Origin of the sequence: Gordonia sp. CPCC 206044, from assembly GCF_048537895.1 — a bacterium.
GTDB lineage: Bacteria > Actinomycetota > Actinomycetes > Mycobacteriales > Mycobacteriaceae > Gordonia.
The window spans coordinates 1-15,549 of sequence record NZ_JBCLVL010000003.1 but is presented as its reverse complement, the minus strand read 5'-3'; the positions used below and the strand labels follow the sequence as shown (position 1 = coordinate 15,549).

The 15,549-nt window shown below is 65.8% G+C and carries 9 protein-coding genes and 1 pseudogene; 2 read left to right on the top strand and 8 right to left on the bottom strand.

Translation table 11 applies throughout. From position 1 onward, the window contains the following. Positions 1-279: 279 nt before the first annotated feature. Entirely contained in the window at positions 280-1,077 is a 798-nt protein-coding gene (locus tag AAFP35_RS05020; RefSeq protein WP_419220468.1) for a carbon-nitrogen hydrolase family protein, read from the bottom strand. A 5-nt stretch (positions 1,078-1,082) separates the two neighbouring features. Continuing rightward, on the bottom strand, positions 1,083-2,774 hold the full coding sequence (locus tag AAFP35_RS05015) for a flavin monoamine oxidase family protein (protein ID WP_419220467.1): 1,692 nt from the start codon (positions 2,772-2,774) through the stop codon (positions 1,083-1,085). Positions 2,775-2,918: 144 nt separating this feature from the next. On the opposite strand from AAFP35_RS05015, the gene AAFP35_RS05010 reads away from it, so the two are divergent. Together AAFP35_RS05010 and AAFP35_RS05005 are read left to right on the top strand one after the other, a co-directional pair. Further along, entirely contained in the window at positions 2,919-3,293 is a 375-nt protein-coding gene (locus AAFP35_RS05010; RefSeq protein WP_419220466.1) for a VOC family protein, read from the top strand. A gap of 55 nt (positions 3,294-3,348) precedes the next feature. Continuing rightward, complete coding sequence (locus AAFP35_RS05005; protein ID WP_419220465.1) at positions 3,349-4,248, top strand: helix-turn-helix domain-containing protein; 900 nt, start codon at positions 3,349-3,351, stop codon at positions 4,246-4,248. Between the two features lie 4 nt (positions 4,249-4,252). Here the strand turns inward: AAFP35_RS05005 and AAFP35_RS05000 are convergent, their stop codons facing one another. The 6 genes and pseudogenes from AAFP35_RS05000 to AAFP35_RS04975 form a co-directional block, all read right to left on the bottom strand. Then, positions 4,253-5,056, bottom strand: a complete 804-nt coding sequence (locus tag AAFP35_RS05000) for a hypothetical protein (protein ID WP_419220464.1) — start codon at positions 5,054-5,056, stop codon at positions 4,253-4,255. Between the two features lie 199 nt (positions 5,057-5,255). Continuing rightward, positions 5,256-9,212 carry a DNA-directed RNA polymerase subunit beta' gene (locus tag AAFP35_RS04995; protein WP_419220463.1) on the bottom strand — a complete coding sequence of 1,319 codons (3,957 nt, stop codon included), beginning with the start codon at positions 9,210-9,212 and terminating at the stop codon, positions 5,256-5,258. Between the two features lie 73 nt (positions 9,213-9,285). Continuing rightward, entirely contained in the window at positions 9,286-12,780 is a 3,495-nt protein-coding gene (locus tag AAFP35_RS04990) for a DNA-directed RNA polymerase subunit beta (protein WP_419220462.1), read from the bottom strand. Between the two features lie 526 nt (positions 12,781-13,306). Further along, positions 13,307-14,350 (bottom strand): hypothetical protein, encoded by a 1,044-nt coding sequence (locus tag AAFP35_RS04985; RefSeq protein WP_419220461.1) that lies wholly within the window; start codon positions 14,348-14,350, stop codon positions 13,307-13,309. Then, complete coding sequence (locus AAFP35_RS04980) at positions 14,350-14,979, bottom strand: hypothetical protein (RefSeq protein ID WP_419220460.1); 630 nt, start codon at positions 14,977-14,979, stop codon at positions 14,350-14,352. Before AAFP35_RS04980 ends, AAFP35_RS04985 begins: the two co-directional genes overlap by 1 nt. Before the next feature lie 73 nt (positions 14,980-15,052). Next, positions 15,053-15,549: pseudogene (locus AAFP35_RS04975) on the bottom strand (mammalian cell entry protein); the annotation flags it as partial.

Sequence of the window (15,549 nt, the reverse complement as noted above, 5' to 3'; positions counted from 1 at the left end):
TGGCGTCGTCACACCAGCCCCCGAACCGTGACGTGCTGACCGATGAACCGACCGATCGTCTCGCGAATCGGCAGACCATCCCTGGATATTCGTGAAAATTCTTGCCGGAGATGCCACTTCACGTCGCGGACGTCGCTTCTGACGCCTGCGCGGTGAGTGAGGACCGACCCCAGCGCCCTTACCGATCAGTAACCTTCGGACGCGTAACGCTACCGTAGGGTATGGACGGTCAGGTGTCCAGAGCCAATCGCCGACGGGAAGTGCGAGATCGGGCGACGGTCAGTACAACTCGGGTCGCCGGTCGCGCAGATAGGTGTACTCGGCACGCGATCGCAGCAGGTCGTCGCGCACCGCGTCGACCACTGTCAGCTGCGGTGACCGACCGGCCGAACCGACCATGCGCCCCGTCGGAGACACCATCTCGCTGAGCCCTCCGTAGGTCAGATCGGCTTCTGCGCCACAGTAATTGGCGTATGCCACGTACACCTGGTTCTCCAGCGCCCGCGCCGGCAGCAGCACCGACTGCACGGCGTCGAACTCGATCATGTTGGCCGTCGGCACGCACACCACCTCCGCGCCGCGCACCGCGAGCGAGCGCACGAGTTCGGGGAATTCCACCTCGTAGCAGGTCATCAGACCGAGTTGCCATCCGTCGAGCGCGACCACCGGAGGCGGCACGCTTCCCGCTTCGACCATGCGCCGGTCAAGCTCCCCGTACAGGTGCGTTTTGTGATGCGTCGCAAGCATTTTTCCATCGTTAGCCACGAGGTGGATGGCGTTGTACACCGCGCCGTCCGACCCACGCTGCGGGCAGCCGTAGAGGATCGCGATCCGCTCCGTGCGCGCAATCGCACCGACAGCGTCGGCGATCGGCCCACTCACCGGGTCGGCCAGCCGCCGGGCATCTGCGCCGATCGCGTACCCGGTCACGTACATCTCCGGTGTGATCAACAGATCCGCCGACCGCGCGGCCGCAGCGGCCGCGGTCGCCGCGAGCCGACCGAGGTTGTGAGTGACCGAACCAGGCCGAGATTCGCACTGCCAGAGCGCGATTCGAAGCTGAGAGGAATCGGTCATTTCGGTCACAGCCCGATGTCGATCGGTCCGAGTTCCGCATAGCGGTCCCCCGGTCCGGGATTGTCGGGATGGCAGCTCCCACCGAAGTGTGCGAGGACACCCCACACCGCGTTCAGCGCGGTCTGCACCGCGCCCTCCACCCAGGCCGGCATGAACGACACGTCGTCGCCGGCGATGAAGATGCCGCGCTCGGCATCCGGGAGCCGTTCCTGACCGTGGAAGTGGCCATACATGCGGGTGTTGTACCGATAGTGTCCGGGCAGCGCCCCCTTGAAGGCGCCGAGAAAATGCGGTTCGTCCTCCCACGACACGGTCAGGGGTCGCCCGACGATGTGCTCGGCGATGTCGACGTCGGGGTAGATCTTGCGTAAGGCGTCCAGCGCCAACCGGACCCGACGTTCCACGGGATGCGGCAGCACCTTGAGCGCGTCACTCATCCACGTGTACGACAGGCAGATCACCCCGGGCCGGTCCGGCCCGTTGTCGAAGAGATAGGTGCCGCGGGTGAGCCTGTCGGTGAGCGTCATGCTCATCACGTCGCGACCGGTGCTCGGGTCCCGATCGGTCCAGAACGGCCTGTCGACCATCACGAACGTCTTCGACGACTGCATGTAGCGGGTGCGGTCCAACGCCATCCACAGGTCCTGACTGAACAGGCTCTCGTCGCAATCGATCTCGGTCGACAGCAGCCACGCCTGACACGTCGCGACCACCGCCGGAAAGACCCGCGCGTCCCCCCACTGGTCCACCACCTCGATCCGGTCCGGCCCGAGCCGTCTGATCGCCGCGGCCCCGGCCCGCGGGACCCCGCTGTGCAGCGACGACAAGCTCGTGCCCACCGGCCAGTACCGGATGGACGCGGGACTGTCCGACCAGAGCCGACGCGGCACCTGCTCCACCCCGCCGACGATCAGATGCTGATCGGTGTCGCAGTTGGTGACCACCACCCGCAGGATCTCGAGCATCGAGTTGGCGAAGTCCGAATCCCAGCCGCCCGTACCGAAGCCGACCTGACCGAACAGTTCGCGATGCCGGAAGGTCAGCTCTCCGAACTCGTCGGAGGTGGCGAGGAAATCGTAGAAACTGCGATCGTCCCAGGCCACGACGAGTTGGTTCCACAACGTCTTGAGTTCGGTGCTGTTGCGAGCGCGGATCGCGTCCTGCAGAGCAGAGAACCCGGCGACCCGTTCCAGCGCACTCTCCCATGCACTCTCGATCTCGGTGTAGATCGGCGGCAGGTCCTCGAGCCGCCGCGCGTAGAGGGTCTCACCGCCCAGATCGATGACCGTGCTGCCCGCGGCCTCCGTCAGCGGATTGGGAAACGGCTGTGATCGCAGACCGAATGCATCGACGTAGTGGAAGAACGTCGACGACGACGCCGGGAACCGCATACCACCGAGTTCGGCGACCTCCGGTTCACCGGGGACAAAATGCTCGGACCGCAGCCGACCGCCGATGCGTTCGGGTTCGTAGACCACGGGACGTAGGCCGATCTTCATCAGCTCGTAGGCCGCGACCATGCCGGCCATGCCTGCACCGATCACCGCGACCTCGGCGCCGAGTGCGTCGGCCGGCACCGTCCCGATCCCGGCCGGGTGCGCGACCCAGTCGTCATAGGCGAACGGGAAGTCGGGACCGAAGATCGTCACCGGCCGGTCGGGCTGCACACATCGAGCGTATGGCCCCGGCACGGGCATCGCCGGACAACACACGCTGCCCACCACGCCGGGAGGAAAAAGAACGCTGCTCGATCATTGCGGACCGAATATGTCCTCAATGATCGGAAGAATGGTCATCAACGGCGCCCGACGAGCCGGGCTCCACACAGAAAGGTGAACGTCATGGATTGGACTCTCGAGGTCGCGTTCCTCCCGGTGACCGATGTCGACCGGGCCAAAGAGTTCTACACTCGCATCGGATTCAACCCCGACCACGACCAATCCCCTAGCGACGACATCCGGTTCGTGCAGATGACTCCGCCGGGGTCGGGCTGTTCGATCGCGTTCGGCAAGGGCATCGTCGAGGCCGCACCGCCCAACGCGGGCACCCTGATGCTGTGCGTCTCCGACATCGAGGCGGCTCGGCAGCATCTGGTCGACGCCGGGGTCGACGTCAGTCCCGTCGACATCCAGGCGTGGGGCCACTTCGTCTATTTCGACGACCCGGACGGCAACCATTGGAACGTCCAGTACCTTCCGTACCGATACGGCAACTGACGTCGCGGTGGGTGCCGGGGATACAGCGTGACGGTGCGTCGCCATACTGGTCGGTGTGCACGAATCCGTATCCCCGGTGAGCGCCGGCCCCGTCGAGATCACTCATCCGTTGTGGGCGGTCGCCGCCGCGCTGGTGATCGTCCTGGCGATCTCGGTGGTGTTCGGTACCGTCGCCCGCACTGCTCTGCGTCGGCGCGCCCGACTGGACCTGACGACCTCGATGGTCCTGTCCATCTTGGGATCCGCGGTCGGACTGTTCCTCGCCGGTGTCATCGACCCTGATCTGAAGGCGACACGCGCGCTGACGGTGGTGCTCGCCTTGCTGTGTTCGGTGGCCGCCGTCGCGGTCTACGGGGCGGTCGTCGCCCGTCTGCAACACAAGGATCATGCGTCCGTCACCGACCTGCTCGCAGCGGGCGAATCCGACCGGGTCGAGTTCAAGTCGACCGCGCGGGTCAATCTCCGCACCGGCGACAAGGATCCGCGCATGGAGCATGTGATCGCCAAGACCGTGTCGGCGTTTCTCAACACCAACGGCGGTACATTGCTGATCGGGGTCGACGATGCGGGTACGCCGCTCGGCCTCGACCCCGACTACGCGACGCTCAAGGTGCCCGATGCCGACCGGTTCGAACTGTGGCTCCGGGACCTGCTGGGAAGCGTGCTCGGTCAGAACGCTGCCGCCGAGGTGTCGGTTCTCGTCGAGGAGGTCCCCACCGCGGACGGGGCGGCGAAACCGGTCTGCCGGGTCGGCATTCGTCCGTCGGCGCGCCCGGTGTACCTGCGGGCGGGCAAGAACGCGGCAACCGAGTTCTGGGTGCGCAGCGGCAACTCCACGCGTCAGCTGACCATCGACCAGGCAGCCGAGTACATCATGTACCGGTGGCCGCTGAGCGCCGGCGCAGCCACCGCCGCCCAGATCCGCGCCGCGGTGCGGTTCTCGATCGATCGGTGACAGGTCAGCGCGCGTTGGCCCGCACGCTGTTGACGATCTTCAGCATCGTGTCCCGCATCTCCGGATCACCGGTCATCACGACAAAGGCGATCGTGGTGGCCTCGCCCCGACCACCCTGCGCGTAGACGAAGCGCATACCGATGCGCTCCTTGGGTTCGCCGGCATCGTTGGTGCCGTGCACGTCCGAGAACGTGGTCGACGGGTCGACCGGACGCCAACTGCCCGCGTCGACGTGCATGTGCTCGCCGAGCGCGCTCAGATCGTCCGCCGTGCACGCCGCAGCGCACCGCTGGTATCCGACGACCCCACCGACCCGACTGTCGCCGCCGCGACTCTCGAAACAGGTGTAGCCACCCGACGTCGGCACCGCATGTGATCCGTACATACAATCCCAGCCGTCGGGGAACGCGAACGCGAACGGCAGCCTCTGGGCCGCGATCCGGTACGGATTGTCGGTGTCGGCGAAGTTCGGGCCGGCGACCAAGCCCGGCCCTCCGTCGATCCCGGAGACCGCGGGTGCAGGGGTCGACGTCGGCGTCGTCGCGCCCACCGTCGTGGACGGCGTCGCGACCGCTGGTTCATCGGACCGGTCACGGTCGACCGACCGTGCCAGCAGCACGATCAGACCTGCGAGGACGATGATGACCACCAGCATCGCCCCGATGAACAGCAGAGCGGGACGCGATCCGCGGTCGCTGCGCACCGGGGCGATATCGCCGGTGGCGTACATCCTGGACCAGCCCGGCGGCAGCTCTTCGTCGGCGCCGACGGGTTCGTCGGAACCTCGATCACCGCTGTCTCGAACCATCCGGATTCCTTCCCCGACACCGGGACACAGCTTATCGGCGAGGGCACCACGCCGCCGGATTGTGTCGGTCGGGAGGACGAATGCCAACCCCGAAATGCCGAACGGCCCCCACCCACCCGGGCAGGGGCCGTTCGTCATGCACTTACGGATTTCGTAGTCACAATGCGTGCTGTGCGCGCATTGTGACTACCACATCGCGTCAGCGGTAATCGTTGGAGAATCCGTAGTCGTCCAGCGGCACCGCAGCGCCGGCGGGGGCACCGAAGGTACCGTCCGGGCTGTAGTAGGTGTCGTCGTAGGACGGCACCGCGTAGGCCGCGGCACGTGCTTCCTCGGTCGGCTGCACCTGGATGTTGCGGTACCGGTTGATGCCGGTACCGGCCGGGATCAGCTTACCGATGATCACGTTCTCCTTCAGACCGATCAGCTTGTCGCTGCGGCTGTTGATGGCCGCATCGGTCAGGACACGCGTGGTCTCCTGGAACGACGCCGCCGACAGCCAGGACTCGGTCGCCAGCGAGGCCTTGGTGATACCCATGAGGACCGGACGTCCGGCCGCGGGCTCGCCACCCTCGGTGACCACGCGACGGTTCTCCGACTCGAACTCGGAACGCTCGGTGAGCGAACCGGGCAGGAACTCCGTGGCACCCGAGTCGATGATCGTCACGCGACGCAGCATCTGCCGCACGATGGTCTCGATGTGCTTGTCGTGGATCGACACACCCTGGCTGCGGTAGACCTCCTGGACCTCGTTGACCAGGTGGATCTGCACCTGGCGCGGGCCCATGACGCGCAGCACCTCGTGCGGATCGGCAGCACCCTCCATGAGCTGCTGACCGACCTCGACGTGGTCGCCGTCGGCGAGCAGACGCTCGGAGCCGTCGTCGTGCTTGAACACACGCAGACGCTGGCGCTTCGAGATCTTGTCGTAGACAACCTCTTCCGAACCGTCGTCGGGGACGATGGTGATCTTGTAGAAGCGGTCGTCGTCTTCCAGACGCACGCGACCCGAGACCTCCGCGATCGGGGCCTTGCCCTTGGGGACGCGGGCCTCGAACAGCTCCTGCACACGCGGCAGACCGCCGGTGATGTCCTCACCGACGCCACCCTGGTGGAAGGTACGCATCGTCAGCTGCGTACCGGGCTCACCGATCGACTGGGCGGCGATGATGCCGACCGCTTCGCCGATGTCGACGAGCTTGCCGGTGGCCATCGACCGTCCGTAGCAGTGCGCGCACACACCGGTGCCGGTGGCACAGGTGAGCACCGAGCGGACCTTGACCTCGGTGATGCCGGCCGCCAGCAGTGCTTCGATGGCCGGGTCGCCCAGGTCGTGGCCGCGCTCGACGATGACGTTGCCGTTCTCGTCGACCGCGTCGGTGGCCAGCGTCCGCGCATAGGTGGAGGTCTCCACGTGCGCATCACGGATCAGCGTGCCGTCGGGCTGCTTCTCGGCGATGGTCGTGGTGATGCCACGCTCGGTCTGGCAATCGGTCTCACGCACGATGACGTCCTGGCTGACGTCCACCAGACGACGGGTCAGGTAACCCGAGTCGGCGGTACGCAGAGCCGTGTCGGCCAGACCCTTACGGGCACCGTGGGTGTTGATGAAGTACTCGGCCACGGTCAGGCCCTCACGGAACGAGGACTTGATCGGACGCGGGATGAACTCACCCTTCGGGTTGGTCACCAGACCCTTCATGCCCGCCAGCGAGCGGATCTGGGTCATGTTGCCCGCCGCGCCCGACTTCACGATCATCGGGATCGGGTTGTTGTCCGGGTAGTGGGCCTCCATCGCCTGACCGACCTCTTCGGTGGCCTGCTTCCAGATCTCCACGAGAGCGTCACGACGCTCGTCCGGGGTGAGGGCACCACGCTGGAACTTGCGCTCCAGACCGTCGGCCCGCTCCTCGTACTTGTCGAGGATCTCCTTCTTCTGCGGCGGCACCAGCACGTCGGCCATCGACACGGTCACGCCCGAGCGGGTGGCCCAGTAGAAACCGACGTCCTTGAGCTTGTCGACGGTCTGCGCGACCACGATCATCGGATACCGCTCGGCGAGATCGTTGATGATCACGGCCTGACGCTTCTTCGGCATCTGCTCGTTGACGAACGCGTACTCGACCGGCAGCAGCTCGTTGAAGAGCACACGACCCAGCGTGGTCTTGAGTTCCCACGCCTGCCCGTACTTCCAGCCGTCAGGGAACTGCTCGGCCTCGACGTCGGCGGGCGGACGCTGATCGGTGAGGCGCACCTTGATCTCCGACTGCACGGTCAGCGCACCGCGGTCGACGGCCATGATGGCCTCGGCCGGGCTCGCGTACACACCGCGCTCGACGTCGTCGGCGGTGGCCGCGCTGTACTCGCCGACCGCACCCTCGGTGAGGGTGGTCAGGTAGTACAGACCGGTCACCATGTCCAGACGCGGCATGGCGAGCGGACGGCCCGACGCCGGCGACAGGATGTTGTTGCTCGACAGCATCAGGATGCGTGCCTCGGCCTGCGCCTCCGCCGACAGCGGCAGGTGCACGGCCATCTGGTCACCGTCGAAGTCGGCGTTGAAGGCCTCACACACCAGCGGGTGCAGCTGAATTGCCTTGCCCTCCACCAGCTGCGGCTCGAAGGCCTGGATGCCGAGGCGGTGCAGCGTCGGAGCACGGTTCAGCAGCACCGGGTGCTCGGCGATGACCTCTTCGAGGACGTCCCACACCGCGGGGCGCTGACGCTCGACCATGCGCTTGGCCGACTTGATGTTCTGCGCCTGGTTCAGGTCGACGAGACGCTTCATCACGAACGGCTTGAACAGCTCGAGAGCCATCAGCTTCGGCAGACCGCACTGGTGCAGCTTGAGCTGCGGACCGACGACGATGACCGAACGGCCCGAGTAGTCGACGCGCTTACCGAGCAGGTTCTGACGGAAACGACCCTGCTTGCCCTTGAGCAGATCGCTCAGGGACTTCAGCGGGCGGTTGCCCGGTCCGGTGACCGGACGGCCGCGACGGCCGTTGTCGAACAGGGCGTCGACCGACTCCTGCAGCATCCGCTTCTCGTTGTTCACGATGATCTCGGGCGCACCGAGGTCGATCAGACGCTTGAGACGGTTGTTGCGGTTGATGACCCGGCGATACAGATCGTTGAGGTCCGAGGTGGCAAAGCGGCCACCGTCGAGCTGCACCATCGGACGCAGTTCCGGCGGGATCACCGGCACGGCGTCGAGCACCATGCCCAGCGGCGAGTTGCCCGACTGCTGGAACGCGGCGACGACCTTGAGTCGCTTGAGCGCACGCAGCTTCTTCTGGCCCTTGCCGCTGCGGATGGTCTCGCGCAGCGACTCGGCCTCGGCGTCGATGTCGAAGTTCTCGAGCAGCTTCTTGATCGCCTCGGCACCCATCGCACCAGCGAAGTACTCACCGAAACGCTCGTCGAGCTGACGGTAGAGCTTCTCGTCGATGATCAGCTCGCCGGGAGCCAGCTTGGTGAAGCGGTCCCAGATCTCCTCGAGATCGTCGAGCTGACGCTGCGCCTGATCACGCATCCGGCGCATCTCACGCTCGGCACCGTCGCGCACCTTGCGGCGCACATCGGCCTTGGCACCCTCGGCCTCGAGCTCGGCCAGATCCTGCTCGAGCTTCTGCTGACGCTCGTTGAGGTCCACATCGCGCTGATCGGCGACGGCCTTCTTCTCGACCTCCATCTCGGCCTCACGGGTCGACAGCTCCGCATGGCGCAGCTCGTCGTCGACCGACGTGATGACGTAGGCGGCGAAGTAGATGATCTTCTCGAGATCCTTCGGCGCCAGGTCGAGCAGGTAGCCCAGACGCGACGGAACGCCCTTGAAGTACCAGATGTGGGTGACCGGGGCGGCCAGCTCGATGTGGCCCATCCGCTCACGACGCACCTTGGCGCGGGTCACCTCGACGCCGCAGCGCTCGCAGATGATGCCCTTGAAGCGCACACGCTTGTACTTGCCGCAGTAGCACTCCCAGTCGCGAGTCGGTCCGAAGATCTTCTCGCAGAACAGGCCGTCCTTCTCCGGCTTGAGCGTGCGGTAGTTGATGGTCTCCGGCTTCTTGACCTCACCGAATGACCAATTGTGGATGTCGTCGGCCGTGGCGAGACCGATCTTCAGTTCATCGAAGTAGTTGACGTCGAGCACTTGTTACCTTTCGTGGCTCTGTCAGATGGTGTCGGTGAGGGTCAGTTGGCCCATGCAGGAGCTTGCGACTGCATCAGTTCGCCAGGTCGTCGACGGTCGCGGATTCGTTTCGCGACAAGTTGATACCCAGGTTGGCCGCAGCCCGCTCGAGGTCCTCGTCGTCGGAGTCCTGCATCGCGATGGCTGCACCGTCCGACGACAACACCTCCACGTTCAGGCACAGCGACTGCAACTCCTTGAGCAGCACCTTGAACGACTCCGGGATACCCGGCTCGGGGATGTTCTCGCCCTTGACGATGGCCTCGTAGACCTTCACGCGGCCGACCACGTCGTCCGACTTGATGGTCAACAACTCCTGCAGCGTGTAGGCCGCGCCGTAGGCCTGCATGGCCCAGCACTCCATCTCACCGAATCGCTGGCCACCGAACTGCGCCTTACCACCGAGCGGCTGCTGCGTGATCATCGAGTACGGACCGGTCGAGCGAGCGTGGATCTTGTCGTCGACCAGGTGGTGCAGCTTGATGATGTACATGTAGCCGACCGAGACCGGGTACGGGAACGGCTCGCCGGAGCGTCCGTCGAACAAGGTGGCCTTGCCGTCGCCCTGGACCATCACCTCGCCGTCGCGGTTGGGCAGCGTCGAGGACAGCAGTCCGGTCAGCTCCTCCTCACGCGCGCCGTCGAACACCGGGGTGGCGGTGTTGGTGTTGGGCTCGGCCGAGTACAGCTCCTCCGGCAGCTTCGACGCCCAGTCCGGGACACCGCTGGCGACGTCGATGTTCCAGCCTGCCTTGGCAACCCACCCGAGGTGGGTTTCCAGGATCTGGCCGATGTTCATACGACGCGGCACACCGTGGGTGTTCAGGATGATGTCGACGGGAGTGCCGTCGGGCAGGAACGGCATGTCCTCGGCGGGGAGGATCTTGCCGATGACACCCTTGTTGCCGTGGCGGCCGGCCAGCTTGTCGCCGTCCTGGATCTTGCGCTTCTGCGCCACGTAGACACGGACCAACTCGTTGACGCCCGGGGCGAGATCGTCGTCGTCGTCGCGGCTGAAGACGCGGACGCCGATGACCTTGCCGGTCTCGCCGTGCGGAACCTTCAGCGAGGTGTCGCGCACCTCGCGGGCCTTCTCACCGAAGATCGCACGCAGCAGACGCTCTTCCGGGGTCAGCTCGGTCTCGCCCTTCGGGGTCACCTTGCCGACGAGGATGTCGCCGTCGCGGACCTCGGCACCGATACGCACGATGCCGCGCTCGTCGAGGTCGGCGAGGACCTCGTCGGAGACGTTCGGGATGTCCCGGGTGATCTCCTCGGCACCGAGCTTGGTGTCGCGGGCGTCGATCTCGTGCTCCTCGATGTGGATCGAGGTGAGCACGTCCTCCTCCACGAGCCGCTGGCTCAGGATGATGGCGTCCTCGTAGTTGTGGCCCTCCCACGGCATGATCGCCACGAGCAGGTTCTTGCCCAGCGCCATCTCACCGTTCTCGGTGCACGGACCGTCGGCCAGGACCTGGCCGGTCTCGACGCGCTGACCCTCGTCCACGATCGGACGCTGGTTGGCACAGGTGCCGTGGTTGGAGCGGGCGAACTTGCGCATCCGGTAGGTCTCGCGGCTGCCGTCGTCGGCCATCACCGTGATGTAGTCGGCGGAGACCTCCTCGACCACACCGGTCGCCGACGACACGATCACGTCGCCTGCGTCGACCGCGGCACGCAGTTCCATACCGGTGCCGACCAGCGGCGACTCGTTACGGACCAGCGGCACGGCCTGACGCTGCATGTTGGCACCCATCAGGGCACGGTTGGCGTCGTCGTGCTCGAGGAACGGGATCATCGCGGTCGCGACCGACACCATCTGGCGAGGCGAGACGTCGAGGTACTCCACCTCGCCCGCGCCGACGAACTCCACCTCGGAGCCCTTCTTGCGGACCAGGACACGCTCGTCGGTGATCAGGCCGGTGCCGTCGAAGTTCGTGTTGGCCTGGCCGATGAGGTAGCGATCTTCCTCGTCGGCGGTCAGGTACTCGATCTGATCGGTGACCACGCCGTCGTTGACCTTGCGGTACGGGGTCTCGATGAAGCCGAACGGGTTGACCCGTGCGTACACCGAGAGCGAACCGATGAGGCCGATGTTCGGACCCTCAGGGGTCTCGATCGGGCACATGCGGCCGTAGTGCGAGGGGTGCACGTCACGGACCTCGAGGCCGGCACGCTCACGGCTCAGACCGCCCGGGCCCAGCGCCGACAGGCGGCGCTTGTGGGTCAGACCCGACAGCGGGTTGTTCTGGTCCATGAACTGCGACAGCTGGCTGGTGCCGAAGAACTCCTTGATCGCCGCCACGACGGGACGGATGTTGATCAGGGTCTGCGGGGTGATCGCCTCCACGTCCTGGGTGGTCATGCGCTCGCGCACGACACGCTCCATACGGGACAGACCCACGCGGATCTGGTTCTGGATCAGCTCGCCGACGGTACGCAGACGACGGTTGCCGAAGTGGTCGATGTCGTCGACCTCGATCGGCACCTCGAGGCCACCGGGACCTGCGACGGTGGCGAATCCGACGGTGTGCGGATCGGCCTCGTGCAGACGCACCAGGTACTCGACGGTCGCGGCGATGTCCTCACGGGTGAGCACCGACTCGCCGACCATCGGGTTGGCGGTCAGACCGAGCTTCTTGTTGATCTTGTAACGACCGACGCGAGCCAGGTCGTAGCGCTTCTCCTTGAAGAACAGGTTCTCCAGCAGGTTCTCCGCCGACTCACGGGTCGGGGGCTCACCCGGGCGCAGCTTGCGGTAGACCTCGAGCAGAGCCTCGTCCTGGTTGGCGGTGTTGTCCTTCTCCAGGGTGGACATCATGATCTCGGAGAACCCGAAACGCTCGGTGATCTCCTCGCTGGTCCAACCGAGTGCCTTGAGCAGCACGGTGACCGGCTGACGACGCTTGCGGTCGATACGCACACCGACGGTGTCGCGCTTGTCCACGTCGAACTCGAGCCAGGCGCCACGACCGGGGATGACCTTGACGGTGTGCAGCGTCTTCTCGGTGGTCTTGTCGATCGACGAATCGAAGTAGACGCCGGGGCTACGAACCAGCTGCGACACGACGACACGCTCGGTGCCGTTGATGATGAAGCTGCCCTTGTCGGTCATGATCGGGAAGTCGCCCATGAAGACGGTCTGCGACTTGATCTCGCCGGTGTTGTTGTTGATGAACTCGGCGGTGACGAACAGCGGCGCCGCGTAGGTCATGTCCTTGTCTTTGCACTCCTCGACCGAGGCCTTGACCTCGTCGAAGTGCGGATCGGTGAAGGACAGCGACATCGAGCCGGAGAAGTCCTCGATCGGGGACAGTTCGTGCAGGATGTCCTCGAGACCACCGGTCGGGCCCTCCTCACCGCGGGCGATGGCCTTCGCGCGCCACTCGGGGGAACCGACGAGCCACTCGAACGAATCGAGCTGCAGGTCGAGAAGACCGGGGACCTCCAGAGGCTCACTGATCTTTGCAAAAGATGCGCGCTTCGGCGCGCCGGGGATGGTTGAGGTGGACTGGCGGTCGAGTGCCAAGATGCGTCCTTCCAACACGAAGTGTTCTACCTAGCTCGGTGCTTGGCTTGATGGGCCGTTCGCTGGTGACACCTGATTTTTCGGCGATCACCACGAGCACACACTTCGAGAGGTGGCCAGAGGAAGGATCGAGAGACGGACAGGAGGCAGCCAGCGCAACGTCCAACTGTAGCAGAAAATAGACGCACTTTGTCAAGTGGCGTCTGGAAGCGACTCCGCGCTGATGGCTGCCTGCACGTCATTCACTGGTGACAGACTGGCCCCACAACGTCCGTACGTCAAGCGCTACGCGCGAAATTGACGAAGAAAATCGGCGCTTCACCTGCGCAAGGACGAAATCACCACGACACGCCGGGGCTGGATCCTCGCGATTCGGACCGGTCGGTCATCGGCCCCGACGACACCCACCCGACAGACACGCCACGGCGCCTGCACCGGGCAGGAACACCGTGGCGGGACATGGCTGGGACACGCGGCCGGGGGCGAGCGGAGACGTTCGCGTCGCCCGCCGATCACGCTGCTGCGACTAGAAGGCCTCGACCTTGGAGATCAGCCACTCATCACCGTGCTTGGCCATCGAGAACTGGTAGCGCGGGGCCGCGCTCTGTCCGGCCACGCCTGCCTGCTGCTGGCTGACGATCAGATTGACCACCACGCGACCGGTCGCCCCGTCGCCACCGCCGGTGAGGTCGTTGACGCCGACCGACTCGACCCGACAATCCGCCACGGCCTTGGTCTGGCCCAGGATCTGACGCTGCTGCGGGAGGTACTTGTCGAACTCGGTCAGCGCCTCACCGGTGAGCGCGGACCGCGCCTTGGCGGCCCACTTGTCGACGTCGACGGTGTCCACCGTGAGCGAGCAGGCCTTGCTCTTCACCTGCGAGGTGAGCTCGGTGGTGGCCGCCTGGTCGACGAACGCCTTGTTGGAGCCGATGTCGGCACCGGGATGCAGGCCTGCGATCACGGCGAACACACCCAGCACCGCGGCCACCGCGAGCAACACCCCGATCGTGGTGTTGCCGAAGCCGCGACCACTCGAGGTCGACGCAGCCGACTTCGCGGCGGGTGCCGCGGTGTCTCGGGTGGCCGCGGTCTCGGTCGGTCGCAACGTGGACACGCGTGACACCGGGCGGGTCTTCGCGGTCGGCGCACTGGTGTCGGCCGACTCCCCGTCGTCAGATGCGTTGTCGACATCGTCGGCCTCGTTCTCGGGTGCAGCGGCCGCGTCGGATGCCTGCCCGACTGCTGTCTCCTCGGCGGCACTGTCGGCGTCTGCGGCTGCCTCTCCCCCGGCCCTGTCGTCGGCAACGCCGGTGTCGGTACCGGCCTGTCGCCCGGCGTCCGCGTCACTGTCGGCGCCGTCTTCGTCCCGGGTGGGAGTCGTCGAGTCGACGACCGGATCGTCACCACCGGTCTCGACTGGCGGTCGGCTCGACTCGGCGGCCTCGACCGGGGTCTTCTGTTCGTTCTCGGAGTCGCGCGTGACGTCGGGACGTCCGGAACCGGTGTGTTGCCGTCCGGCCACCCGGGGCGTCGGCTTACGACGTGGGGGGCGTGGATTCGACGCCATCAGTTCCCACCTCCCTGCGGTGCGGGTGCGCTGCCACCGGCACCCGGCACGGCGGCCGCGGTACCCGGATCCTCATAGGCGAGGGAGTCCAGCGGCACGATGTTCTCGGCCTTCCACGAGTCGTCGGACTTCGTCATCGAGACGGAGAAGCCCATCGTCTGCGTGACGCCTGCCTCGTTCTCGCGCTTCGACGTCGCGGCCACATAGACCAGCACCTGCGCCTTGCCGTCGTCGGCGTCGACCTCGGTCGGCGCGCTGCGCACCAGGCGCGACGAGAGAGCGGCGGCCTGTGGCCCGGCCTGGGTGATCATCGAGTTCAGGTTGCTCACGTCCTGACCACTGATCTGCTCTTTGGCCTTGCCGGTCAGCGAGGAGTCGACGCGTCGCTTCCAGTCGGCGGTGTCCTTCGGGTCCACGGTCGTCACATTGAGGATGGCCTGTTCGGCACCATCGACCGCGCCGTCGCGCGCATCTTGGATCGGCTTCTGCACGAAATAGGCCTGATAGCCCTGATAGCCGAACCACGCGGCACATCCGGCTGCCGCGATCACCGCCAGCACCGCCACCACGCTCACGATCACGCGAGCGGCCCCCTGGCGTGCCGGGGTCGGAAGAGTATTGCTTGTCATCGGCCGTCACCTTAGTGGTTGGCGCCTGAGAGGAGCCCAAGCGAGATGTCGCCGGGCTCCTCGACGCAGGCGGTCACCGCGGATGCACTCCCATCAACGTCGCCAACTGCTGTGCCAGCGGGTTGAGGTTGAGCTTGTCCGGGTCTTTCTTCGGAGTCTTGTCCCACGGCTGCACGTTGTCGGGGTTGGCGAACACCGAGCGGTTGGCGCTGCGCACGCCGGTCGGGTTGCCCACCGGCACCGAACACTGTGCCTTGGTGTTGAACGGGAAGTCGTCGTAGCGGATGTCGAACGACGGATCCTTACGCTTCATCTCCTGCACCATCGCCTGGGTGCTCTCGTAGCCACGTGAACACGCGGGCGGATTGTTGGTCTCGAGCACGATGCCGAAATGGATCTGACCGTCACCGGGTGCAGGGCTGTGGCTGCCCGCCGACAACGCGGACAGCATGGCGAACGTCGTCGACGTCGCGAAGCCGGTCGGCGCGATGGTCCGCACCGTACTCCCCAGCTGCTTCACCACGGTCGACAGATCATCGCCGTTCTCCTGCAACAACTTCGAGATCTGCG